Origin of the sequence: Blastococcus sp. TBT05-19 (assembly GCF_003319095.1) — a bacterium.
Classification (GTDB): domain Bacteria; phylum Actinomycetota; class Actinomycetes; order Mycobacteriales; family Geodermatophilaceae; genus Blastococcus.
Window position 1 is genome coordinate 259,414 of record NZ_QOHI01000003.1, and the last position, 22,238, is coordinate 281,651.

The window sequence follows — 22,238 nt, forward strand, 5'->3', positions numbered from 1 at the left end:
GTCAGAGGCCCCCTCGATCCGATCGAGGGGGCCTCTGACGCGTTCTCGGGGCCTGTGGACGGCGCCGGCAGGGTGAGCTCACCGCCGTGCAGGCTGACGACATGCCCACACCTGCTGCGCGTCCCGACGCGCTGCGGGGACAGGTGTTCCGCGGATCCACCGCGGTGCGACGGGGGTTGCTCACGGCGAAGCAGCTCCGCAGCTCCGCCTGGGTCCGCCTGCGGCAGGACGTCTACGCCGATGCCGCGCTCGAGATCACGCACCGGCTGCTGCTGAGCGCCGTGGGCCTGGTGCTGCCGGTGGGTGCGGGCTTCACCGGCCTCAGCGCGGCGATGCTGTGGGGAGTCCCCGACATCGCTGGTCGCGACGACCCCGTCGAGGTCGTGCTTCCCGAGGGCTCGCGATGGCATCCCGGTGCTGGGGTGCGCGTGCACCGAACGGCCGGCGCCGTGGGGCTGGAGCACGCCGGGCGGTGGCGGTGCACGGGGCGGGTCGACACCGCGGTGGGACTCGTCCGGCGGGGCTCGGAGGAGGACGCCGTGGTGCTGCTGGACCGCCTGCTCGCCGCCGGGATGGTCCGGCTGGACGACGTGCGTGAGGCCGTGGCGGATCTCGCCCGGGGACGGGGCGCCGCGCAGGCGCGCCGGGTGGCGGCGCTCGCCGCCGAGTTCGCGGACTCGCCGCAGGAGACCCGGCTCCGGCTGGCCATCGTCCGGGCCGACCTGCCCATGCCGGTGCCCCAGTTCCGCGTCTTCGACGACGAGGGTTTCGTGGCCCGGGTCGACCTGGCCTATCCCGAGCTGCTGATCGCGATCGAGTACGACGGTCTCTGGCACGCCGAGCGCCGGGCGTTCCTGGACGACCGGCGGCGGCTGAACCGGCTCGTCGCCGCCGGGTGGGTGGTCCTCCACGTCACGAGCGACGACCTGAGGCACCCCGACCGGCTGGTCGCCCGGATCCGGGCCCTGCGCGCCCGGCGCCTCGCGGACATCAACGCCCGCTGAGCGCCCTCACGATGGGACCGAGGGGGCGCTCGGCGGGCGTTGATCACCCAGCGGCCAGGCTGGGTCAGCCGAAGAGCTGGGTCCACCAGGGGCCGGTGGGACCGGTGACCAGGCCGAGACCGTGGCGCCGCAGGCTGCAGTCGAGGATGTTCGCCCGGTGCCCAGGGCTGTCCATCCATGCCTGGACGACGGCGGCGGCGTCCTGCTGGCCGCGCGCGATGTTCTCCGCGCGCGCGGTCTGACCGGCGGCCTCTGCCCGGGCGAACGGATCCCGGCCGTTGGGGTCGTTGTGGCTGAAGAACCCGAGGTCGCGCATGGCGGCGCTGTGGGCGGTGGCGACGGCGGCCAGCCCGGCGTCGGCGGTCAGGGGGCCGCAGCCGGCCTGGGCGCGGTGCTCGTTGACCAGCTGGAGCACCTGGTTCTCGGCGGGCCCCGGGGTCGGGGCGCCGGCGGCCGTGCGGGCCACCGGGGCGCTGGGCGCCGGTGGAGGCGCCGGGGCGACGGGCTCCGGAGCGGAGGCGGGCTCCGGCGCCGGCGGAGCCGGGGCGGCTGCGGCCTCCTGGGGAACGGGCGGCGGTGCGGTGTCGGCGGCGGCCTCGGGCGTTCCGGGGAGCGTCGCCGCGTGGCCCTCGGCCGGCACGGTCCGAGTCCCCGGGAAGACCGACGTCGACGACGAGTCGACCGTCACGGGGGAGTGCTGCGGGGCGGCGGACAGGACCGGCACGGTCAGCAGCAGCGCGGCGACGACCGCCGTGGCGACCAGGACGAACGCGGCCCGGCGGCGGTGTGCCTGCCGGCGGAGCGCGGCCGAGGAGCGTCGGGCGCCGGCGGGTGCACGGGGCGAGGGCGGCGGGCCGGGCGGCAGTGAGCGCATGGATCCTCAGGATGATCACGAATCGTTACCTGACGAATACTAACGGTGCTCACTCTGTGACGGAACCCCTCGTCCTGATCTGCCGGGAAGGCTCGCCGCCGGTCACCCCGGATCGGGGAACGTGGAACAGGCACCATGGGACGCCCGTCCGACCCCGAACCTGAGGAGCACGCCGCCGGTGAGCGACGTCTGGCTCGACATCGTCATGGTCGCTGTGTTCGTCCTGATCGGTGGCGTGTTCGCCGGCGCGGAGATCGCCCTGGTCTCCCTGCGCGAGAGCCAGGTCCGGGCCATGGCCGACCGGGGACGGCGCGGCCGGGCCGTGCAACGGCTGCTCGAGGACCCCAACCGCTTCCTTGCGGCGGTCCAGGTGGGCGTCACCCTGGCCGGGTTCTTCTCGGCGGCGTTCGGCGCGAGCACCCTGTCCCGGCCGCTGGCCGACGTCCTCGTGGCCCGGGGCGTGAGTGAGCGGCTCGCGGGCACGCTGGCCCTGGTCCTGGTGACCCTCCTGATCAGCTACCTGTCGCTGGTCGTCGGCGAGCTGACCCCGAAGCGGCTCGCGCTGCAGCGGGCGGAGGGCTTCTCCCTGCTGATCGCCGCCCCGCTGAACGCGATCGCCCGGCTGTCCCGGCCGGTCATCTGGCTGCTGTCGACGTCGACGAACGGGCTGGTGCGTCTGCTCGGCGGCGACCCGAAGGCCAGCGGCGAGGCGATCAGCCAGGAGGAGCTGCGCGACCTGGTGGCGGCGCACGAGTCGCTGAGCAGCGACGAGCGCCGGCTCATCGACGAGGTCTTCCGGGCCGGGGAGCGCGAGGTCCGCGAGGTGATGACGCCACGCACCGAGGTGCAGTTCCTCGACGCGTCGACGACCGCCAGCCGGGCGGCCAAGCTGGTCGCCGAGTCGAACTGGTCGCGGTTCCCGGTGGCCGGCCGCGACCAGGACGACGTCATCGGCTTCGTGCACGTCCGCGACCTGTTCCTGCCCACCCACCCGGCGGGCCGCGCCGCGACGGTCGGCGACCTGTCCCGCGAGGTGAAGCGGCTGCCCGGCACCGCCGCCGTCCTCACCGTGCTCAGCGAGATGCGCCGGGAGAACCAGCACCTCGCGATCGTCGTCGACGAGTACGGCGGCACCGACGGCATCGTGACGCTGGAGGACCTCATCGAGGAGGTCATCGGGGAGATCTACGACGAGTACGACGAGGAGGTCGAACCCGCGTCGAAGCACTCACCCGACGAGCCGCGCGAGGTCGACGGCCTGCTCAACCTGGACGACTTCACCGAGGCGACCGGCCTGCGGCTGCCCGAGGGCCCCTACGAGACGGCCGCCGGCTACGTGCTGGCCGACCTCGGCCGGCTCCCCGAGCCGGGGGACGCCGTGGAGGTCGAGGGACGCCGGATCGAGGTCGTGGAGCTCGACGGCCGGCGGATCGCCCGCCTGCGCGTCAGCCCGCCGCCGGCGCCCGACGTCCCGGGGGACGCCGAGGAGGGTGAAGGCTAGCGGCGGGCCTGGGCGACGTCCCAGGCGTCGCGCACGATGCCCACCAGGTCGGTGTGCTTCGGGGCCCAGCCCAGGTCGGCGCGGATCCGGTCGCTCGAGGCCACGAGCTGGGCCGGGTCGCCCGCGCGACGCTCGCCGACGGTCACCGGGATCTCGTGGCCGGTGACCTCGCGGGCCGCCTCGACGACCTCCTGCACCGAGAAGCCGGTGCCGTTGCCGAGGTTGTAGATGCGGTGCTCGCCCGCCGCCGGTGCCGGCAGGGCCAGCAGGTGGGCGTCGGAGAGGTCCTCGACGTGCACGTAGTCGCGGATGCAGGTGCCGTCGGGCGTCGGGTAGTCCTGCCCGTAGACGGTGAGCGAGTCCCGCGCGCCCGAGGCCACCTGCAGCGCGATCGGGATCAGGTGCGTCTCGGTCGTGTGCCGCTCGCCCAGGCCGTAGGCCGCCCCGGCGACGTTGAAGTACCGCAGGCTCACCGCCGCGAACCCGTGCGCGACGGCGTAGGAGGTGAGCATGTGGTCGACGGCGAGCTTCGAGGCGCCGTAGGTGTTCGTCGGCCGGGTCGGCGCGTCCTCCGGGATCGGCACCAGGTCCGGCTCGCCGTAGGTCGCGGCGGTGGAGGAGAAGACGATGCGCCGGCAGTCGGCCGCCCGCATCGCCTCCAGCAGCGCGAACGAGCCGCCCACGTTGGTGTGCCAGTAGTCCTCGGGCTGCTGCTGGGAGACGCCGACCAGCGACTTGGCCGCGAAGTGCAGCACCGCCTCCGGCCGCACCTCGGCCAGCACCGGCGCGGAGTCGTGCAGCGACACCTGGGCCAGCGTGGCGCCCTCGGGCACCGCGTCGGCGTGCCCGGTGGAGAGGTCGTCGAGGACGGTGACCTCGTGGCCGTCGGCCAGCAGCGCCGCCGTCACTACGCTGCCGATGTAGCCGGCTCCGCCGGCGACGAGTACGCGCATGGCCCCACCCTATGAGGACGGGGCGGAGGGAGAGGAACTCGTGGTCAGTCCGCGTCCCGCGGTGCAGTCGCTGCCGGCCTACAAGCCCGGCCGCAACCCCGCCGACCTGGCCCGCGAGATCGGCGTCGAGCGGGCCGTGAAGCTGGCCAGCAACGAGGTCGCCTTCCCGCCGCTGCCCGCCGTCGTCGAGGCGGTGTCCAGGGCCGTCGGGGAGACCAACCGGTACCCGGACAACGGCGCGGTCGTCCTCACCCGCGCCCTGGCCGACCGCTACGGCGTCGACCCCGCCCAGGTGGCGACCGGCTGCGGCGCGGTCGCGATCTGCCAGGAGCTGGCGCAGGCCTACAACGACCCCGGCACGAGCATCGCCTTCGCCTGGCGCTCCTTCGAGATGTACCCGCTGCTGGCCCGCATCGCCGGGGCCGGCGCGGTCCAGGTGCCGCTGGTGCCCGGCAGCGAGGGCGGCGCCGCCGACACCCACGACCTCGAGGCGCTCGCCGCCGCGATCGACGACACCACGCGCCTGGTCTTCGTCTGCAACCCGAACAACCCCACCGGGACGGCGGTGCGCCGGGCGGAGCTGGAGGGCTTCCTCGACGCGGTGCCGGCCGGCACCCTCGTGGTGCTCGACGAGGCCTACCGCGAGTTCGTCACCGACCCCGACGTCCCCGACGGCGTGGAGCTGATGCGCGGGCGGCCGAACGTCGCGGTCCTGCGCACGTTCTCGAAGGCCTGGGGGCTGGCCGGGCTGCGCGTCGGCTACCTGCTCGCCGAGGACCCCGCCGTCGCCGACGCGGTGCGCCGCACCCACCTCCCGTTCAGCGTCGGCATGGTCGCCCAGGCCGCGGCCGTCGCGGCCCTGTCCAGCGAGGACGAGGTCCGCCGCCGCTGTGCCGCGGTGACGGCCGAGCGCGGGCGGCTCACCGCCGCGCTGCGGGACCGCGGGCTGGAGGTCGCCGAGAGCCAGGCGAACTTCGTCTGGCTGCCGGTGGCGGAGCGGACGGCGGAGCTCGCCGCGGCCCTCGAGGCCCGGGCGGTCATCACCCGGCCCTTCGCCGGCGAGGGGATCCGGGTCACCGTCGGCACCCCCGAGGAGGACGACGTCTTCCTCGCCGCGCTGGACGACGCACTGGCCCTCTGACCAGCGCCGCCGCTCCACGCGCGGCCAGCGGGACGGACGGGACGGGGGAGCCCGGAACGTCCGGGGAGGTCCAGCTGGTTTGATGGCCGACGTGGCTCTTCCCCGTGTCCTCTCCGGCATCCAGCCGACGGCGGGCTCGTTCCACCTCGGCAACCACCTCGGCGCGCTGCGTCAGTGGGTGGCCCTGCAGGACGGGCACGAGGCCTTCTACTGCGTCGTGGACCTGCACGCCATCACCGTCGCGCAGGACCCCGCCGAGCTCCGCCGCAACAGCCTGGTCTCGGCCGCCCAGCTGATCGCCCTCGGCGTCGACCCGTCGCGCAGCGCCCTCTTCGTGCAGAGCCACGTGCCCGAGCACCTGCAGCTCTCCTGGGTCCTGGAGTGCCTCACCGGTTTCGGCGAGGCCAGCCGGATGACCCAGTTCAAGGACAAGAGCCAGCGCGAGGGCACGGCCGGGACCACCGTCGGCCTGTTCACCTACCCGGTCCTCATGGCCGCCGACATCCTCATCTACCAGGCCGAGCGCGTGCCGGTGGGCGACGACCAGCGCCAGCACCTCGAGCTCACCCGCGACCTCGCGACCCGCTTCAACGGCCGCTACGGCGACACGTTCCGCGTGCCGGAGGGGTTCATCCCCGAGGGCGCGGCGCGGGTCATGGACCTGCAGTCGCCGGAGAAGAAGATGAGCAAGAGCCTGCCGCCGGCCGGCTGCATCCAGCTGCTCGACGACCCCCGGGTGACGGCGAAGAAGATCCGCTCGGCCGTGACCGACACCGGCCGCGAGATCGTCGCCGACCGCGAGAGCAAGCCCGGCATCACCAACCTGCTGACCATCCACAGCGCCCTGTCGGGCAGCTCGGTGGCCGACCTCGAGGCGCACTTCGCAGGCCGCGGCTACGGCGACCTCAAGAAGGAGCTCGCCGAGGTCGTCGTGGAGTTCGTGACGCCGGTCCAGCAGCGCACCCAGGAGCTGCTCGACGACCGGGCCGAGCTGGAGCGGATCCTCGCCGCGGGCGCGGGCAGGGCCCGCGAGGTCGCGTCCCGGACGGTCGCGGACGTCTACGAACGGGTGGGCTTCCTCCCGCCGGCCGGGCCCGCGGCATGAACGACGACACCTTCGTCGGCCGGCTGGCCGGCCCTCCGGAGACAGCGGTCATCGGGGTCGTCGTGCCCGTGCCCGAGCCCTGGGCGACGCTGCTCGTCGACTGGCGCACCAAGGTCGGCGACCCCCAGGCGACCATCGTCCCCCCGCACGTCACGCTGCTCCCCCCGACGGAGGTACCGGTCGGTGACCGGGCCGCCGTCGCCGAGCACCTCGCCGCGGTCGCGGCCTGCCATCCGCCGTTCGACATGCACCTGTCGGGCACCGGCACGTTCACGCCGGTCTCCGACGTGGTCTTCGTGACCGTCGCGCGCGGCATCGGCAACTGCGAGCTGCTGGCCACCGACGTCCGCCAGGGCCCGCTGGAGCGCTCGCTGTCGTTCCCGTACCACCCGCACGTGACCGTGGCCCACGACGTCCCACCCGGCATGCTCGAGCTGGCCTACTCCGGTCTGCAGGACCTCTCGGCGGAGTTCCGCGTCGACCACTTCACCGAGTTCGAGCAGACGCCGTCGGGCACCTGGGCGATCGCCCGGACCTACCCGCTCACCGGCCCCGAGCACTGACGAAGGACCCCCTCGCCCCCCACCGCTCGCTGCGCTCGCGGCGGCCCCCTGCGAGGGGGCCGTTCCAGCAGGTCACCGCAGGAGGCCGCAGACTCGGGTGGTGAGCTCCGCCAGCCGACAGGACGTGCCGGCCCGCAAGGCCTGGCCCGCCCGGCTGTGGGACCGGGTCGAGTCCCGGATCGACGCCGGGCGCGCGCGCTTCGGCTGGCTCGACCACCTCGCCCGTGCCGGTGGGCGCTACCAGCGCACCCAGGGCGACCTCATGGCCGCCGGCGTCACCTACTTCGCCTTCCTCGGGCTGTTCCCCGTCCTGCTCCTGGTCGCGTCGGTCATCGGCCTGGTCCTCGCGGGGGACGAGCTGCTCCAGCGGGAGCTCTACGCCGCGATCCGGGAGGCCTTCCCCGGCTCGACCGGTCGGCAGATCGTCCGCGACCTGCGCGGCGCGGTCAGCTCCGCCGAGGTGGTCGGCGTGATCGGCGTGGTCGGTTTCCTCTACGCCGGCCTCCGTGCCATGGACAAGCTGCGCGTCGGCATGGAACGGATCTGGAAGGGCCACGCCGACGAGCCGGAGTTCCTGCGGGACAACGTCCAGGACGTCCTGGCGCTGGTCCTGCTCGGCGCCGTCGGCCTGCTCAGCCTCGGGCTCACCGGGATCGCCACGCGGGCGACGTCCTGGGCCCTGGACGGCCTGGGCCTGGCCGACGTGGCCGGTCTCTCGGTGCTCACGACCGTGGTGGGCCTGGCGCTGGCCTTCCTCGGCGACACCGTCGTCTTCCTCTGGCTGCTCAAGGTGGTGCCCGCCACGCCGCACCCGCTGCGGCGGCTGCTGCCCGGCGCGCTGTTCGGAGCCGTCGGCTTCGAGGGCATGAAGCTGCTGGGGAGCCTCTACCTGTCGCTGATCTCGGGCAGCGTGACCGCGTCCACGTTCGGTGGCGCCGTCGGCATCCTGGTGTGGATCAACGTCGTCTTCCGGTTCGCGTTCTTCACCGCGGCGTGGACGGTCACCGGCCTGGAGGACCCGCCCCCGCCGGCCGACCGGACCGACGCCGTCGACGACGAGCCAGTCCCGCACCCAGCAACGTCGCGCTGAGGACGGCCGCGGCCCCCAGTGCCGGCAGCAGCCCCGGAGCCGGCTCGTCCGCCGGAGGTGCCGCCGCCCGGGGCGGGGCGGAGGAGGGTGCGGGGGGTGCGGGGGGTGCGGGGGTGGTCGTCGGCAGCAGGTCGTCCGGGCGCACGAGCCGGCCGACGCCCGGGCTGCCGGCCGGCACGGCGAACCCCCAGTCCAGCAGGAGCGCCGCCTGGTCGGCCGCCCGCAGCGGCACGTTCTCGGTGTCCAGGACGCTGACCACCAGGCGGCGGCCGTCCCGCTCGGCCGCCGTCACGAACGTGTGACGAGCCGCGTCGGTGAAGCCGGTCTTGCCACCGAGCCCGCCCGGATAGCCCGCCAGCGGGTTCTGGTTCTGGATCTGGAAGCCGGCGGAGCGGCCCTCCACCGGCGGGATCGCGGTGGTGGGGACGCGCAGCACCGCCGCCGTCGCCGGGTCCTCCAGCACGGCCCGGAAGATGAGCGCCAGGTCGTAGGCCGAGGAGGTCTGCCCGGCCACGTCGAGCCCGGACGGCGACCCGGCCACCGTGTCGTAGGCGCCGAGCGAGGCGGCGGTGGCGTTCATGGCCGCCACGGTCTGCTGCTGCCCACCCGCGGTGCGCGCCAGCGCGGCCGCCGCGTCGTTGCCCGACTGCAGGATCAGCGCTTCGAACAGCAGCGACACCGGGTAGCGGCCGCCGGCGACGAGGCCCACCCGGCTGCCCTCCACCCGCTCGTCGTCCTCCGTGGCCTCCACCACCTGGGCGGGGTCGAGCCGGTGCAGGAGCGTGAGCAGGGTGAGCGTCTTGAGGGTGCTGGCCGGGTAGTAGCGGCCGTGCGCGTCCCGGGCCGCGAGGACGGCGCCGGAGGTGGCGTCGGCGACCAGCCAGGCGCTCGCGCCGAGAACGGGCGGCGGGGTGGGGGCGTCCTCGGCGTACACGGTGCCCCGCGCGCCGAGCTGCCGGCCGCCGACCGTGCTGCCGTCGGGCGCGGTGCCCCGCGGGGGAGGCGTGACGAGGGGCGCCGACGGGGTCGGGCCGAGGTGTCCGCGGTGGGGCGCGCCGAGGTCGTCGGGGAAGGCGACGGTGCCGCGGCGGCTCCGGAGGGCGGCAGGAGCAGGACGACGGCGCCGATCAGGAACCCCGCGGTGCCGCGCCGTCGCATGGCCGCACCGTAGGCGTCGTGACGTGTCCCACGGTCGGCGGCGCCCCCGTCCCCGAACGGATGAGCCTTCGCAACGATCGTGTCTCAGTCCGCTGCAGAGGTTGTAGCCCCGCCAGGGGTCGCGGTTAGCGTCGCTGGCGGTGCCTCGCGGAGTCGCTCCGAGCGAGCCGGTGGCGCCGGCATTCCCTTCATCCGGGACACCGCCGATCCGGCGGGCCCGTCCCCCCAAGCAGAGGAGATCGTCTTGCGCCGAGCGCGGATGACGAAGGCCGCGGCGCTGCTGCTGGCCGGCAGCCTGGCCCTGGCGGCCTGCGCCAGCGACGAGGAGAGCAGCAGCGCCTCCGGCGGAAGCGGCGGCAGCGGCGGCGGCGAGGACCTGAAGATCGGCCTCGCCTTCGACACCGGCGGCCGTGGTGACCAGTCCTTCAACGACTCCGCCGTCGCGGGCGTCGAGGCGGCCATCGAGGAGCTCGGCGGCGAGGTGCAGGAGCTGTCGCCCAACGACGACGCCTCCAACCGCGGCGAGCTGCTGACCCAGCTGGCGGAGGCCGGCTACAACCCGGTCATCGCCGTCGGCTTCAACTACGACGAGGTCATCGCCGAGGTCGCGCCGCAGTTCCCCGACACCACCTTCGCGCAGGTCGACGGCTCCAACGCCGACGGCGCCAAGGGTGACAACGTCACCGGCCTCCTCTTCGCCGAGGAGCAGGGGTCCTTCCTCGCCGGCGTCGCCGCCGCGCTGAAGACCGAGACGAACAACGTCGGCTTCGTCGGTGGCGTCGAGAGCCCGCTGATCGAGAAGTTCCAGGCCGGCTTCGCCGCTGGTGCCGAGGCCGTGAACCCTGACGTCGAGGTGCAGGTCCAGTACCTGTCCCCGGCCGGTGACTTCAGCGGCTTCGGTGACCCGCAGAAGGGCAAGCTCGTCGCCCAGGGCATGTACCAGAACGGCGCGGACATCGTCTTCCACGCCGCGGGCGGTTCCGGCGAGGGTGTGTTCGAGGCGGCCGTCGAGGCCGGCAAGCGGGCCATCGGCGTCGACTCCGACCAGTACCTGACGGCTCCGGCCGACCAGCAGGCCGTGATCATGACCTCGATGCTCAAGCGCGTCGACAACGCCGTCCAGGCCTTCATCAAGGCCTACGCCGAGGGCGAGGTCGAGGGCGCCACCGACGTCACCAACGACCTGTCCACCGGCGGCGTCGGCCTGTCCACCTCGGGCGGCTACATCGACGACATCGCCGACCAGATCGAGGAGTTCGAGCAGCAGATCCTCGACGGCGAGATCACGGTTCCCACCACCCCGTGACACCCGGCCGCGGGCCCGCTCCGGCGGGCCCGCGGCCCCGGTCGACCCGACGGCGGGTCCGGGCGCACGTCGCCCGGGCCCGCCGTCGTGGGTCGCGGGCCGGGCAGGAGGGCCGCGCGCCACCGCCCCGGCCGGATGCGACATCATGCGGCAGCCGGTTCCCGTGCGGAGCCGGTCCCCGGCCCCGGTCCCCCCGGGCCGGTCGGTGCCCCGCGGCGGACCCCGCGGGAACCGGGACACAGGAACGGACGTGCGCCGCGCACCAGCGGGACGCACAACGAGGGAGAGGCCCACCATGGCCGCAACAGCAGCGCCCGGCGGCGCACCTGCCGCCGACGGCGCACCCGGCGACGGCGTGCCGTACGCGGTCGAGCTGCGCGGGATCACCAAGCGGTTCCCCGGGGTCGTCGCCAACCGCGACATCGAGCTGCGCGTCCGGCGCGGCGAGGTGCACGCGATCGTCGGCGAGAACGGCGCCGGCAAGTCGACGCTGATGAAGACCCTGTACGGGATGCACCGTCCCGACGAGGGCACGATCCTGCTCGACGGCCGCGAGACGACGCTGCGCAGCCCCGCCGACGCGATCGCCGCGGGCATCGGCATGGTCCACCAGCACTTCATGCTGGCCGACAACTTCACGGTCCTGGAGAACATCGTCCTGGGCAGCGAGCCCACCCGGCGCGGCCGGCTCGACCGGGCCGAGGCCCGCCGCCGGATCCTGGACATCTCCGACCGCTACGCGCTCAACCTCGACCCCGACGTCCTCGTGGAGGACCTCGGCGTCGGCGACCGGCAGCGGGTCGAGATCGCCAAGGTCCTCTACCGCGGGGCGACGACGCTGATCCTCGACGAGCCCACGGCGGTGCTCGTGCCGCAGGAGGTCGACGAGCTCTTCGGCAACCTCGCCGAGCTCAAGCGCGAGGGCCTGACGGTCATGTTCATCTCGCACAAGCTCGACGAGGTGCGGAAGGTCGCCGACTCGATCACCGTGATCCGCCGCGGCACCACGGTCGGCACCGCCGACCCGAAGACCACCACCGCGCGCCAGCTCGCCGAGCTCATGGTCGGCTCGGAGCTGCCCTCGCCGGAGACGCGCACCTCGACGGTGCGGGAGGCCGCGGTCCTGCAGCTCGACGGGGTCACCGTCGCCGCGCTCACCGGTCGTCCGGCCGTCGACGACGTCGCGCTGACCGTGCGCGAGGGCGAGGTCGTGGGCATCGCCGGCGTCGAGGGCAACGGTCAGGCCGAGCTCGTCGAGGCGATCATGGGCCTGCGGGCGCTGACCGCCGGCAGCATCGCCTTCGCCGGCCAGGACGTCAGCGGCTGGAGCACCCGCGCCCGCCGCGAGGGCGGCATCGGCTTCATCCCCGAGGACCGGCACCGCCAGGGCATGCTCCTCGAGGCGCCGCTCTGGGAGAACCGCATCCTCGGCCACCAGACCCGCCCGCCGGCGGTCAAGGGGCCCTTCATCGACCGCCGCTCGGCCCGCGCCGACACCGAGCGGATCATGAGCGAGTACGACGTCCGCGCCCCCGGGCCGGACACGCTGGCGCACGCCCTGTCCGGCGGCAACCAGCAGAAGCTGATCATCGGGCGCGAGATGAGCGCGGCTCCCAAGCTGCTCATCGCCGCCCATCCCACCCGCGGCGTCGACGTCGGCGCCCAGTCGGCCATCTGGGAGCTGCTCAAGGATGCCCGCGCCGAAGGATTGGGGATCCTCTTGATCTCGGCCGACCTCGACGAGCTGATCGGGCTCTCGGACACGCTGCACGTGATGCTGCGCGGCCGGCTCGTGGCCACGCTGGACCCGGCGTCGCTGACGCCGGAGGAGCTGGGCGGCCACATGACCGGCGCCCACGACGGCTCGGTCGGTGCCGCGTGACCGCGCTCCGCCGGCTCGGCACGTCCCTGGCCGCCCCCGCGCTGGCCGTCGTCGTCGCGCTCGTCATCACGACGCTGGTCATCGTGCTGATCGGGCAGAACCCGCTGACCGCACTGCAGGTGCTGGTCGACTTCGGCGACACCCCGGCCCAGCAGACCCAGGCGATCGTGGTGATCCTCAACCGCGCCGTGCCGCTCTTCCTCGCGGGTTTGGCGGTCTCGGTCGCCTTCCGCATGGGCCTGTTCAACATCGGCGTCGAGGGCCAGTACCGCATGGCCACCGTCGTCGCCGCGGGCGTGGGCGCGGCCGTGGTGCTGCCCGGCCCGCTGCACGTGCTGCTGATCATGGTCGTCGCGATGGCGGTGGGCGCCCTGTGGGCCGGCATCGTCGCCGTGCTCAAGGTGACCCGCGGCGTGAGCGAGGTGATCAGCTCGATCATGCTCAACTTCATCGCGCTGGGCACCGCCTCCTTCCTGCTCACCGGGCCGCTCCGGGGCAGCCCGGAGGGCGCGTCGATCATCACCACCGAGCGGCTCCCCGCCTCCGCCCAGTTCCCGGCGCTCAACGGGCTCTTCGGCGCGCTGGGCCTCGCCCAGCCGCGCGGCCAGCTGTTCGGCTTCCTGCTCGTGGCCGTGGTCGTGGGCATCGTGGTCTCGGTGCTGCTCAAGCGCACCCGGTTCGGCTTCGACCTGCGTGCCACGGGCCTCTCGCCGTCGGCCGCCACGGCCAGCGGGATCGACGCCCGGCGCATGGTCGTCAAGACGATGCTCATCTCCGGCGCGATCGCGGGCCTGATCGGCCTGCCCGACCTGCTCGGCCGGACCTACAGCTTCGGCACCGAGTTCACCGCCGGGCTCGGCTTCCTCGGCATCGCGGTCGCGCTGCTGGGCCGCAACAGCCCGCTGGGCATCGCCTTCGCCGCGCTGCTGTTCGCCTTCCTCGACCGGGCCGCGGTGCCGCTGCAGTTCGCCGACATCCCCGCCTCGGTGGTCACGATCATCCAGGGCACGATCGTGCTCTCGGTCGTCATCGCCAACGAGGTCTCCCGGCAGGTCACCAAGCGTCGCGCCGGACGGCAGAGCGGCCAGGCCACGCCGCCGGCCGCGGACGCCACCGGTCCCGCCGGCACCCGCATCGACGCGCGACAGGAGGCGGGGGCATGAACGCACCCCACGAAATCGCTCCGCTGGCGCTCCACGATCCCGCAGGGACCCCGCGATGACCGCGACCACCGCACCCACCAAGGCCACCGGCCGGGGTCCGCTGACCGAGCTGCTGCTCGGCGGCGGCCGGGCCCGGCGCATCACCTGGATGTTCGTCGGGCTGATGCTGCTCATGTCCGCCGTCCGGGTCATCTCCGGCGAGCAGGCGCTGACGTCGTCGTCGACGTTCGCCGCGGCGCTGCTGCTGGCCGTCCCGATCGGCCTCGCCGCGCTCGGCGGTCTGTTCTCCGAGCGCGCGGGCGTGGTCAACATCGGCCTCGAGGGCATGATGATCCTCGGCACCTGGGGCGCCGGCTGGGCCGGCTACCAGTGGGGCTGGGCGGCCGCGCTGATCGGCGGCGCGGTGTTCGGTGCCGTCGGTGGCCTGCTGCACGCGGTCGCGACCGTGACCTTCGGCGTGGACCACGTGGTCTCCGGCGTCGCGATCAACATCCTGGCCGAGGGCGTCGTCCGCTTCCTCTCCGAGCTGCTGTACGCCGGTGCCGCCAGCGGCGGTGGCGTCACCCAGTCGCCGTCGCTGTCCAGCCGGCCACCGAGCTTCTCGCTGCCGGTGCTCTCCTCCGGACCCGACCTGCTCGGGGACCTCGAACGGCAGCAGTGGTTCCTGCTGTCCGACGTCGCCGGACTGCTGCGCGGCCTCACCAGCGGCGTCGGCGTCCTGACGGTCCTGGCCGTCCTGCTGGTGCCGGCGACCTACCTGCTGCTGTGGCGCACCGCGTTCGGTCTGCGGTTGCGCTCGTGCGGTGAGAACCCGGCGGCCGCCGACTCGCTCGGCGTGCCGGTGAACCGGCTCAAGTACATCGCGGTGATCATCTCCGGCGCCCTGGCCGGCCTCGGCGGTGTCTTCCTGGTGTTCGTCGCCAACATCTACCGCGAGGGCCAGACCGGTGGTCGTGGCTTCATCGGCCTCGCCGCGCTGATCTTCGGCAACTGGCGTCCGGGTGGCCTGGCCGCGGGTGCCGGGCTCTTCGGCTTCGCCGACGGTCTGCAGCTGCGCAGCCGAGGCGCCGTCGTCGCCCTGCTCCTGCTGCTGGCCCTGCTGCTCGCCGTCGTGGCGGTCCTGCAGGCCCGGCGCGGCAAGCTGCTGCAGGCGGCCTTCGCCGGCGCGTTCGCCGGCCTGAGCCTGATCGGCTTCCTGACCATCGAGGAGCTGCCCGAGGGCATCGTCTCCTTCACCCCGCACCTGATCACGCTGCTCGTGCTCTCGCTGGCCTCGCAACGGCTGCGGATGCCGAAGGCCGACGGGCTCGTGTACCGACGAGGAGAGCACTAGTGACCGTGGACTGGGACGCGCTGCGCGCCGCCGCCCGCGAGGCGATGACGCACGCCTACGCCCCCTACTCGAAGTTCCCGGTGGGGGTGGCCGGGCTGGTGGACGACGGGCGCGTGGTCACCGGCTGCAACGTCGAGAACGCCTCGTACGGCCTCGGGTTGTGCGCCGAGTGCGGCATGGTCAGCGACCTGGCCCGCACCGGCGGCGGCACGCTGGTCGCCGTCGCGTGCGTGGGTGGTGACGGGCAGCCGCTCATGCCGTGCGGTCGGTGCCGGCAGCTGCTGTGGGAGCACGGCGGCGCGGACATGCTCATCGAGACCGTGTCGCTGGGGATCGTGCCGATGCGCGAGGTGCTGCCCGACGCCTTCGGCCCCGACGACCTGGTCGCCGCGGCCGAGCGGGGGCAGGGCTGATGGCCGCGTTCGACGCCATCGACGTCATCCGCACCAAGCGGAACGGCGGGCAGCTCCCGGGCGACCAGATCCGCTGGATCATCGACGCCTACACGCAGGGCACCGTGCCCGACGAGCAGATCAGCGCGCTGCTCATGGCGGTGTTCTTCCGGGGCATGGCGCCCGACGAGCTCGCCGCCTGGACCCAGGCGATGATCGACTCCGGCGAGCGCAAGGACCTGTCGCCGCTGGGCCGGCCGACCGCCGACAAGCACTCCACCGGCGGCGTCGGCGACAAGATCACCCTGCCCCTGGCGCCGCTCGTGGCCGCCTGCGGCGTCGCGGTGCCGCAGCTGTCGGGCCGGGGCCTGGGCCACACCGGCGGCACGCTGGACAAGCTCGAGGCGATCCCCGGCTGGCGGGCGGACGTGCACGAGGAGGCGTACCTCCAGCAGCTGCGCGACGTCGGTGCGGTCATCTGCGCGGCCGGTCACGACCTGGCGCCGGCGGACAAGAAGCTCTACGCGCTGCGCGACGTCACCGGCACGGTCGAGTCGATCCCGCTGATCGCCAGCTCGATCATGAGCAAGAAGATCGCCGAGGGCGCCGACGCGCTGGTCCTCGACGTCAAGACCGGCTCGGGCGCCTTCATGAAGAGCGCCGACGACGCCCGCACCCTGGCCCGCACGATGGTGGGCCTGGGCGAGGCGGCCGGGGTGCGGACCGTGGCCCTGGTGACGGCGATGGACCGCCCGCTGGGCCGCACCGCCGGGAACGCCGTCGAGGTCGCGGAGTCCGTCGAGGTCCTCGCCGGAGGAGGCCCGGCCGACGTCGTCGAGCTGACCCTGGCCCTGGCCCGCGAGATGCTGGCCGGCGTCGGGCGGGACGACGTCGATCCCGCGGACGCCCTGCGCGACGGGCGGGCCATGGACGTGTGGCGCCGGATGATCGCCGCCCAGGGCGGGGACCCCGACGCCCCGCTGCCGAAGCCTGCCGAGACGCACGTCGTGACCGCGCCGGCCACCGGCACCCTGACCCGGCTGGACGCCTACGCGCTGGGCGTCGCCGCCTGGCGGCTGGGCGCGGGCCGGGCGCGCAAGGAGGACCCGGTGCAGGCCGCGGCCGGCATCACCTGGACCGCCGGGGTGGGGGAGCAGGTGACCGCCGGGCAGCCCCTGCTGGAGCTGCAGACCGACGACGTCGACCGCATCCCGCGGGCGCTCGAGGCGCTCGAGGGCGCCATCGGCGTGGACACCGACGACCGGCCGCTGCCGCTGATCCTGGAGAAGATCACGGGCTGATCTGGTCGCGCCGAGTGGGCCCCGGAGGGGTCCGCGCAGGCACGACGCAGCGGCTCAGCGGCGGTCGGGACGGCACGTCGTCGCGGTGCGGCCCGGAGGGTCGCGGTGGACATGGGGGAGACTGTTACCTCGTGACGAGTTCCTCCGCGGCCACCGTGGTCAGCGACCGGCCGAAGCCCGGTGATCCGCTGGACCCCGACGCCGCGATCTCCATCCGCGGCCTGGTCAAGCGGTACGGCGACTTCACCGCCGTCGACGGGCTCGACCTGGACATCCACCGCGGCGAGATCTTCGCCCTGCTCGGCCCCAACGGCGCCGGCAAGACGACGACGGTGGAGATCTGCGAGGGCTACCGCGGCCGCGACGCCGGCGACGTCCGCGTGCTGGGCGTGGACCCCGCCGCCGGCGCACGCGCGTGGAAGGCCCGGCTGGGCATCGTGCTGCAGTCCAACGGGGGCGACAGCCAGCTCACCGTGCGCGAGCTGGTGCGCGCGCAGGCGTCGTACTACCCCGATCCCCGCGACGTGGACGAGGTCCTCGAGCTCGTCGGGCTGACCGAGAAGGCGCGGGTGCGCTCGCGCACGCTCTCCGGTGGCCAGCGGCGCCGGCTGGACGTCGCCCTGGGCATCGTCGGCCGCCCCGCGCTGCTCTTCCTCGACGAGCCGACCACGGGCTTCGACCCGGAGGCCCGCCGCCAGTTCTGGTCGCTGATCCGCTCGCTGCGCGACCTCGGCACGACGATGCTGCTCACCACGCACTACCTGGACGAGGCCGAGGCGCTGGCCGACCGCGTCGGCGTGATCACCTCCGGGCGGCTGGCCGCGGTCGCGGTGCCCAGCGCCCTCGGCGGCCGGGAGTCGGCGCCGGCGGTGGTCAGCTGGACCGAGGACGGCGTCCGGCGGACCGAGGCGACCGCCACGCCCACCGCGCTCGTGCGCGACCTGGCCGCCCGCTTCGACGGCGAGGTGCCCGACCTGGCCGTGGCCCGGCCCACCCTCGAGGACGTGTACCTGCAGATGATCGGGGAGGCCGGCCGATGAGCGCCGTGCGCCAGCAGCCCGGCGACCGGACGGCGCTGCCCTCGCTCGCGTCGGTCTACCGCTCCCGCGCGTCGGTGGAGCTCAAGGAGTTCTTCCGGCAGCGCGAGTCGGTGGTCTTCACGCTGATGCTGCCGGTGCTGCTGCTGGTCGTCTTCGGTGCGGTGCTGAACTTCGACCTCGGGTCGGGGGTCAGCTTCACCCAGTACTTCATGGCCGGGATCATCGCCGCCGGCATCCTCGGCGCCAGCCTGCAGAACATGGCCATCAGCATCGCCACCGAGCGGTCCGACGGAACGCTGAAGCACCTGGCCGGCAGCCCCATGCCGCGCAGCGCCTTCTTCGTCGGCAAGGTCGTGCAGGTCCTCGCCGTGACCCTCGCCATCATCGCCGTGCTCCTCCTGATCGGCGTCGTCTTCTACGGCATCGACCTGCCCTCGGGCGCCGACTGGCTGACCTTCGCCTGGGTCACCGCGCTCGGCGCGGCCGCCTGCACGTTGCTGGGCATCGCGATCTCGAGCCTGGCGAAGAACGGGCGCTCGGCGTCGGCCACGGTCACGCCGTTCGCGCTGCTGCTCCAGTTCATCTCGGGGGTCTTCTTCCAGTTCAGCGAGATCCCGACCTGGATGCAGACCGTGGCCTCGTTCTTCCCGCTCAAGTGGATGGCCCAGGGGCTGCGCTCGGTGTTCCTCCCCGACGCGCTGACCGCCGCGGAGCCGGCCGGAAGCTGGGAGCTGGGGCGGGTGGCGCTGGTCCTCGGGGCGTGGTGCATCGCAGGACTGGTGCTGTGCGTGCTGACCTTCCGCTGGCAGGACCGCGGCTCCGACTAGTCCCGGTCGTGCCTGCGGGGCAGGCAGGAGGGGCCAGGTAGCTTTTTCGGGTGCCTGCACCGCTGAACGCCGAGAACGTCCGCCGCGCCCCCAAGGTCCTCCTGCACGACCACCTCGACGGCGGCCTCCGCCCGCAGACGGTGCTGGAGCTGGCCGACGAGCTGGGGTACCGCGACCTGCCGGCCGGCGACGCGGAGAGCCTGGGCCGCTGGTTCCGCGACGCCGCCGACTCCGGGTCGCTGGAGTCCTACCTGGAGACCTTCGCGCACACCGTCGCCGTGATGCAGACCCCCGAGGCCGTCCAGCGGGTCGCCCGCGAGTGCGCCCTGGACCTCGCCGCCGACGGTGTGGTCTACGCCGAGGTGCGCATGGCGCCGGAGCTGCTCAGCGCCGGGATGCCGCTGGAGGCCGCCGTCGAGGCGATGGTCGACGGCTACGCGCAGGGCGCTCGCGAGGCCGGCACCCCGATCCGGGTCGGCACGCTGCTGTGCGCCATGCGGCAGGCCGACCGCTGGGAGGAGGTGGCCGGGCTCGTCGTCCGCTACCGGGACGCCGGCGTGGTCGGCTTCGACCTGGCCGGGCCCGAGGACGGCTTCCCGCCCGACCGCATCCCCGCCGCGCTGGAGCTGCTGGACCGCGCCGGTGCCCACCGCACCGTGCACGCCGGTGAGGCGGCCGGCATCGGGTCGATCCGCGCCGCGCTCGACGGCGCCCGGGCCGAGCGGCTCGGCCACGGCGTGCGGATCGCCGACGAGGTCGCCGAGGACGGCTCCCTCGGCCCGGTGGCGCAGCGGGTGCGCGACGAGCAGGTGCCCCTCGAGGTCGCGCCGTCGTCCAACGTGCAGACCGGCGCCTACCCCTCGCTGGCCGAGCACCCGGTCGACCGGCTGCACCGGCTGAGCTTCGCCGTCACCCTGAACACGGACAACCGGCTGATGAGCGGCGTCTCGGTCAGCAGCGAGGTCACCGACGTGGCGACGACGTTCGGCTGGACCTGGGACGACGTGCAGACGGTCACCGAGCGCGCCCTCGCCGGCGCCTTCCTGCCCGAGGACGACCGGCGCCGGCTGCTCGACGACGTCGTCCGCCCCGGCTACGCCGACCTCCGGGGCTGACGTCGTGCTGCTGCTGGCCGCCGCGGAGCAGGCAGGGCAGTCGCTCGAGCACGTCCGGAACCTCGGGATCGCCTTCGGCCTCTCGGCGCTCATGGGGTTGGAGCGGGAGCTGCGGCAGAAGGCCGCGGGGTTGCGCACCCTGACCACCGTGGGTTTCGCCTCGGCCCTGTTCATGGCCATCAGCGAGGCCGCCTTCGGCGATTCCCGCATCGCCGCGCAGGTGGTGTCGGGCCTCGGCTTCATCGGCGGTGGCCTCATCTTCGTGCGGCGCGACGCCGTGCGCGGGCTGACCACGGCCGCGGTCGTGTGGCTCACCGCCGCGATCGGCATGGCTGCCGGCGCCGGGTTGTGGATGTTCGCGGTCGTGGCCGTGGCGGCGCACTTCCTGGTGTCCTACGGCTTCACCCCGCTGGCCCGCCGGCTCTCGGGCCGGGTGGAGCGGGTGCACTCGCTGGTGCTCACCTACCGCGACGGCGAAGGTGTGCTCCGCCGGGCACTGGCCGAGTGCACCCAGCGCGGGTTCACCGTGCGCGACCTCGCCACGACCGCCGAGGACCTCGGCGGCATGACGGCGCCCGGTGCGCGGCAGGCGACGGTGCGCATCTCGGTGGAGGGCGCGGGGTCGGCGACCGAGCTCGCCGCGGGGCTGTCGGACCTCGACGGCGTCCTCGCGATCACCGCCGGCGCCTCGGACGAACAGGCCGACTGACCAGCGACGATCGTCCCCGGGGGTGGGGCTCGTCACCCCCGGACGCGGGAACAGCCCCTCGACCTCCGCTGCTACCCTCGGTGTACCGGCACAAGGCCGGTCATCCTCCCGGACGGTTTGTCCGGGCACGAGCGCATCCGTGCAGATCCCGCGTTCCACACCTGGGCGCAAAGCGATCGCCAAGTGAGGACCGCCGGCATTCGACGGCGCTCCTTCTTTTCCACGGGACGCGCTCCGAGCAGTATCGGAGCCCCACCCCGCATGACTTCGGTCCACCCTGTCGCGTTCGAGTCCACGTCGGACGAGACCGCTGTCGAGAACACCATCGAGAACGTCGAGAACACCGCGGACGAGGCCCCCCAGGGCCCCACGTTCGGCCAGCTGGGCCTGCCCCAGCCCCTCGTGACCGCCCTCGAGCGGCGCGGCATCCACCGCCCGTTCGCCATCCAGACCTCCGCCCTGCCCGACGCCCTCGCCGGCCGCGACGTGCTCGGCAAGGCGGCGACCGGCTCGGGCAAGACGCTGGCCTTCGGCCTGCCCCTGCTCGCCCGCATCGGCGCCGAGGTCAAGCAGGGCCGCCGCGCCCCGCGCGGCCTGGTCCTCGTGCCGACCCGCGAGCTGGCCCAGCAGGTGCACGACAACCTGGCGCCCCTCGGGCAGTCCACCGGCGTGCAGCTCGCCACCGTCTACGGCGGCGCGCCCATGTACCGCCAGATCCAGCAGCTGCGTCGTGGCGTCGACGTCATCATCGCCACGCCCGGCCGCCTGCAGGACCTGATCAACCAGGGCGAGGCCACCCTCGCCGAGGTCGTCATCACCGTGCTGGACGAGGCCGACTTCATGGCCGACCTGGGCTTCCTCCCGGTCGTCAAGGAGCTGCTCGACCAGACCGCCCGCGACGCCCAGCGCCTGCTGTTCTCGGCGACGCTGGACGGCGAGGTCGACGCCCTCGTGCGCCGCTACCTCAAGGACCCGGCCCGGCACGAGGTCAAGCGCGCCGGCGACGACGCGCCCCCGGCCGAGCACCTGGCCTTCAGCCTCGCCTTCCGCGACAAGCTGCAGGTGGCGACCGAGCTCGCCGGCCGTCCCGGCCGGACGATCATCTTCGCCCGCACCCAGCTCGGCGTCGACCGCCTGGCCGAGAACCTCAAGGCCGCCGGCATCAAGGCCGAGGCCATCCACGGTGGTCTCCCGCAGTCCGCGCGCAAGCGCGCCCTGGAGGAGTTCACCGACGCCCGCTCGCCGGTGCTCGTGGCCACGGACGTCGCGGCCCGCGGGATCCACGTCGACGACGTCTCGCTGGTCCTGCACTACGACCCGCCGGCCGACGCCAAGACCTACCTGCACCGTTCGGGCCGGACCGCCCGCGCGGGTGCCGCCGGTGTCGTCGTCTCGCTGCTCCTGCCCGACCAGGTGGGCCAGTCGAAGCGCCGGTTCCGCACGGCCAAGGTCGACCCGGCGATCGACCGCATCCGGCCCAGCGACCAGGTCATCCTCGACCTCGTGGCCTCCGGGGTGGCGGTCGAGCCCAAGGAGCGCACGCAGCGCGACATGCGCCGCGGCGGCGGTGGCCCCGGTGGCCGTCCGCGTCGTGACGGCGACCGCCCCGGCGGCCCCCGTCGCTCCTACGGCGACCGCAACCGCTCCGGCGGTGGCGAGCGCTCGGGTCGCCCGGGTGGCGGCGAGCGCCGCTTCGGCGGGGAGCGCTCCGCGCGTCCGCCGCGCCAGGGCTGAACGAGCGCACCTCCGCACGCAGACGGCGGCCCGTCCCGGATTCCCGG

General features: G+C 74.0%; 20 protein-coding genes. 17 read left to right on the top strand and 3 right to left on the bottom strand.

Annotation, left to right across the window (positions count from 1 at the left end):
- The first annotated feature begins 101 nt into the window (after positions 1-101).
- Positions 102-1,004 carry an endonuclease domain-containing protein gene (locus DQ244_RS10375; protein WP_233491304.1) on the top strand — a complete coding sequence of 301 codons (903 nt, stop codon included), beginning with the start codon at positions 102-104 and terminating at the stop codon, positions 1,002-1,004.
- A gap of 64 nt (positions 1,005-1,068) precedes the next feature.
- Here DQ244_RS10375 and DQ244_RS19900 read toward each other — a convergent pair whose 3' ends face one another.
- Positions 1,069-1,878, bottom strand: a complete 810-nt coding sequence (locus DQ244_RS19900; RefSeq protein WP_233491305.1) for a CAP domain-containing protein — start codon at positions 1,876-1,878, stop codon at positions 1,069-1,071.
- 178 nt (positions 1,879-2,056) lie between these two features.
- Between DQ244_RS19900 and DQ244_RS10385 the strand changes: the two genes are divergently transcribed.
- Entirely contained in the window at positions 2,057-3,379 is a 1,323-nt protein-coding gene (locus DQ244_RS10385; RefSeq protein WP_113811386.1) for a hemolysin family protein, read from the top strand.
- Here the strand turns inward: DQ244_RS10385 and galE are convergent.
- On the bottom strand, positions 3,376-4,332 hold the full coding sequence (galE, locus tag DQ244_RS10390) for a UDP-glucose 4-epimerase GalE (RefSeq protein ID WP_113811387.1): 957 nt from the start codon (positions 4,330-4,332) through the stop codon (positions 3,376-3,378). The two genes, DQ244_RS10385 and galE, sit on opposite strands and share 4 nt — an antisense overlap.
- 40 nt (positions 4,333-4,372) lie before the next feature.
- Between galE and hisC the strand changes: the two genes are divergently transcribed.
- The 4 genes from hisC (at position 4,373) to DQ244_RS10410 (ending at position 8,231) form a co-directional block, all read left to right on the top strand.
- Positions 4,373-5,473 (top strand): histidinol-phosphate transaminase, encoded by a 1,101-nt coding sequence (hisC, locus tag DQ244_RS10395; RefSeq protein WP_199580337.1) that lies wholly within the window; start codon positions 4,373-4,375, stop codon positions 5,471-5,473.
- An 82-nt stretch (positions 5,474-5,555) separates the two neighbouring features.
- Positions 5,556-6,578 (top strand): tryptophan--tRNA ligase, encoded by a 1,023-nt coding sequence (gene trpS, locus DQ244_RS10400; RefSeq protein ID WP_113811389.1) that lies wholly within the window; start codon positions 5,556-5,558, stop codon positions 6,576-6,578.
- Positions 6,575-7,141: a 2'-5' RNA ligase family protein gene (locus DQ244_RS10405; protein ID WP_113811390.1), complete on the top strand. Its 567-nt coding sequence runs from the start codon at positions 6,575-6,577 to the stop codon at positions 7,139-7,141. The genes trpS and DQ244_RS10405 overlap by 4 nt, the downstream gene beginning before the upstream one ends.
- A gap of 100 nt (positions 7,142-7,241) precedes the next feature.
- The gene (locus DQ244_RS10410; RefSeq protein WP_233491306.1) at positions 7,242-8,231 is read left to right on the top strand and encodes a YihY/virulence factor BrkB family protein; all 990 of its coding nucleotides are present in this window, start codon (positions 7,242-7,244) and stop codon (positions 8,229-8,231) included.
- Here DQ244_RS10410 and DQ244_RS10415 read toward each other — a convergent pair.
- A complete protein-coding gene (locus DQ244_RS10415; RefSeq protein WP_233491307.1) occupies positions 8,143-9,165 on the bottom strand; it encodes a D-alanyl-D-alanine carboxypeptidase family protein in 1,023 nt (340 codons plus the stop codon). The genes DQ244_RS10410 and DQ244_RS10415 overlap by 89 nt on opposite strands.
- Positions 9,166-9,633: 468 nt before the next feature.
- Between DQ244_RS10415 and DQ244_RS10420 the strand changes: the two genes are divergently transcribed.
- From DQ244_RS10420 to DQ244_RS10470, 11 genes are all read left to right on the top strand, one after another.
- Positions 9,634-10,695 (top strand): BMP family protein, encoded by a 1,062-nt coding sequence (locus tag DQ244_RS10420; protein ID WP_233491308.1) that lies wholly within the window; start codon positions 9,634-9,636, stop codon positions 10,693-10,695.
- 295 nt (positions 10,696-10,990) lie between these two features.
- Positions 10,991-12,577 (top strand): ABC transporter ATP-binding protein, encoded by a 1,587-nt coding sequence (locus DQ244_RS10425; protein WP_113811392.1) that lies wholly within the window; start codon positions 10,991-10,993, stop codon positions 12,575-12,577.
- Positions 12,574-13,740: an ABC transporter permease gene (locus tag DQ244_RS10430; RefSeq protein ID WP_113811393.1), complete on the top strand. Its 1,167-nt coding sequence runs from the start codon at positions 12,574-12,576 to the stop codon at positions 13,738-13,740. Before DQ244_RS10425 ends, DQ244_RS10430 begins: the two co-directional genes overlap by 4 nt.
- A 55-nt stretch (positions 13,741-13,795) precedes the next feature.
- Entirely contained in the window at positions 13,796-15,073 is a 1,278-nt protein-coding gene (locus DQ244_RS10435) for an ABC transporter permease (RefSeq protein ID WP_113811394.1), read from the top strand.
- A 44-nt stretch (positions 15,074-15,117) separates the two neighbouring features.
- The gene (locus tag DQ244_RS10440; protein WP_369832108.1) at positions 15,118-15,486 is read left to right on the top strand and encodes a cytidine deaminase; all 369 of its coding nucleotides are present in this window, start codon (positions 15,118-15,120) and stop codon (positions 15,484-15,486) included.
- The gene (locus DQ244_RS10445) at positions 15,486-16,766 is read left to right on the top strand and encodes a thymidine phosphorylase (RefSeq protein WP_113811396.1); all 1,281 of its coding nucleotides are present in this window, start codon (positions 15,486-15,488) and stop codon (positions 16,764-16,766) included. The genes DQ244_RS10440 and DQ244_RS10445 overlap by 1 nt, the downstream gene beginning before the upstream one ends.
- Positions 16,767-16,897: 131 nt before the next feature.
- Positions 16,898-17,806, top strand: coding sequence for an ABC transporter ATP-binding protein (locus DQ244_RS10450; RefSeq protein ID WP_199580338.1), 909 nt, complete (start codon positions 16,898-16,900; stop codon positions 17,804-17,806).
- Entirely contained in the window at positions 17,803-18,633 is an 831-nt protein-coding gene (locus DQ244_RS10455; protein WP_113811397.1) for an ABC transporter permease, read from the top strand. Before DQ244_RS10450 ends, DQ244_RS10455 begins: the two co-directional genes overlap by 4 nt.
- Positions 18,634-18,683: 50 nt before the next feature.
- Positions 18,684-19,748, top strand: coding sequence for an adenosine deaminase (locus DQ244_RS10460; protein WP_113811398.1), 1,065 nt, complete (start codon positions 18,684-18,686; stop codon positions 19,746-19,748).
- A gap of 4 nt (positions 19,749-19,752) precedes the next feature.
- Positions 19,753-20,457, top strand: a complete 705-nt coding sequence (locus tag DQ244_RS10465) for an MgtC/SapB family protein (protein ID WP_233491309.1) — start codon at positions 19,753-19,755, stop codon at positions 20,455-20,457.
- Positions 20,458-20,718: 261 nt separating this feature from the next.
- Positions 20,719-22,191, top strand: a complete 1,473-nt coding sequence (locus DQ244_RS10470; RefSeq protein ID WP_233491310.1) for a DEAD/DEAH box helicase — start codon at positions 20,719-20,721, stop codon at positions 22,189-22,191.
- Positions 22,192-22,238 lie beyond the last annotated feature (47 nt).

Coding starts and splice junctions, on each gene's coding strand:
- DQ244_RS10375 (WP_233491304.1), top strand. CDS start 102: ATGCCCACACCTGCTGCGCGTCCCGACGCGCTGCGGGGACAGGTGTTC.
- DQ244_RS19900 (WP_233491305.1), bottom strand. CDS start 1,878: ATGCGCTCACTGCCGCCCGGCCCGCCGCCCTCGCCCCGTGCACCCGCC.
- galE (WP_113811387.1), bottom strand. CDS start 4,332: ATGCGCGTACTCGTCGCCGGCGGAGCCGGCTACATCGGCAGCGTAGTG.
- trpS (WP_113811389.1), top strand. CDS start 5,556: ATGGCCGACGTGGCTCTTCCCCGTGTCCTCTCCGGCATCCAGCCGACG.
- DQ244_RS10405 (WP_113811390.1), top strand. CDS start 6,575: ATGAACGACGACACCTTCGTCGGCCGGCTGGCCGGCCCTCCGGAGACA.
- DQ244_RS10425 (WP_113811392.1), top strand. CDS start 10,991: ATGGCCGCAACAGCAGCGCCCGGCGGCGCACCTGCCGCCGACGGCGCA.
- DQ244_RS10435 (WP_113811394.1), top strand. CDS start 13,796: ATGACCGCGACCACCGCACCCACCAAGGCCACCGGCCGGGGTCCGCTG.
- DQ244_RS10440 (WP_369832108.1), top strand. CDS start 15,118: ATGACGCACGCCTACGCCCCCTACTCGAAGTTCCCGGTGGGGGTGGCC.
- DQ244_RS10445 (WP_113811396.1), top strand. CDS start 15,486: ATGGCCGCGTTCGACGCCATCGACGTCATCCGCACCAAGCGGAACGGC.
- DQ244_RS10455 (WP_113811397.1), top strand. CDS start 17,803: ATGAGCGCCGTGCGCCAGCAGCCCGGCGACCGGACGGCGCTGCCCTCG.
- DQ244_RS10470 (WP_233491310.1), top strand. CDS start 20,719: ATGACTTCGGTCCACCCTGTCGCGTTCGAGTCCACGTCGGACGAGACC.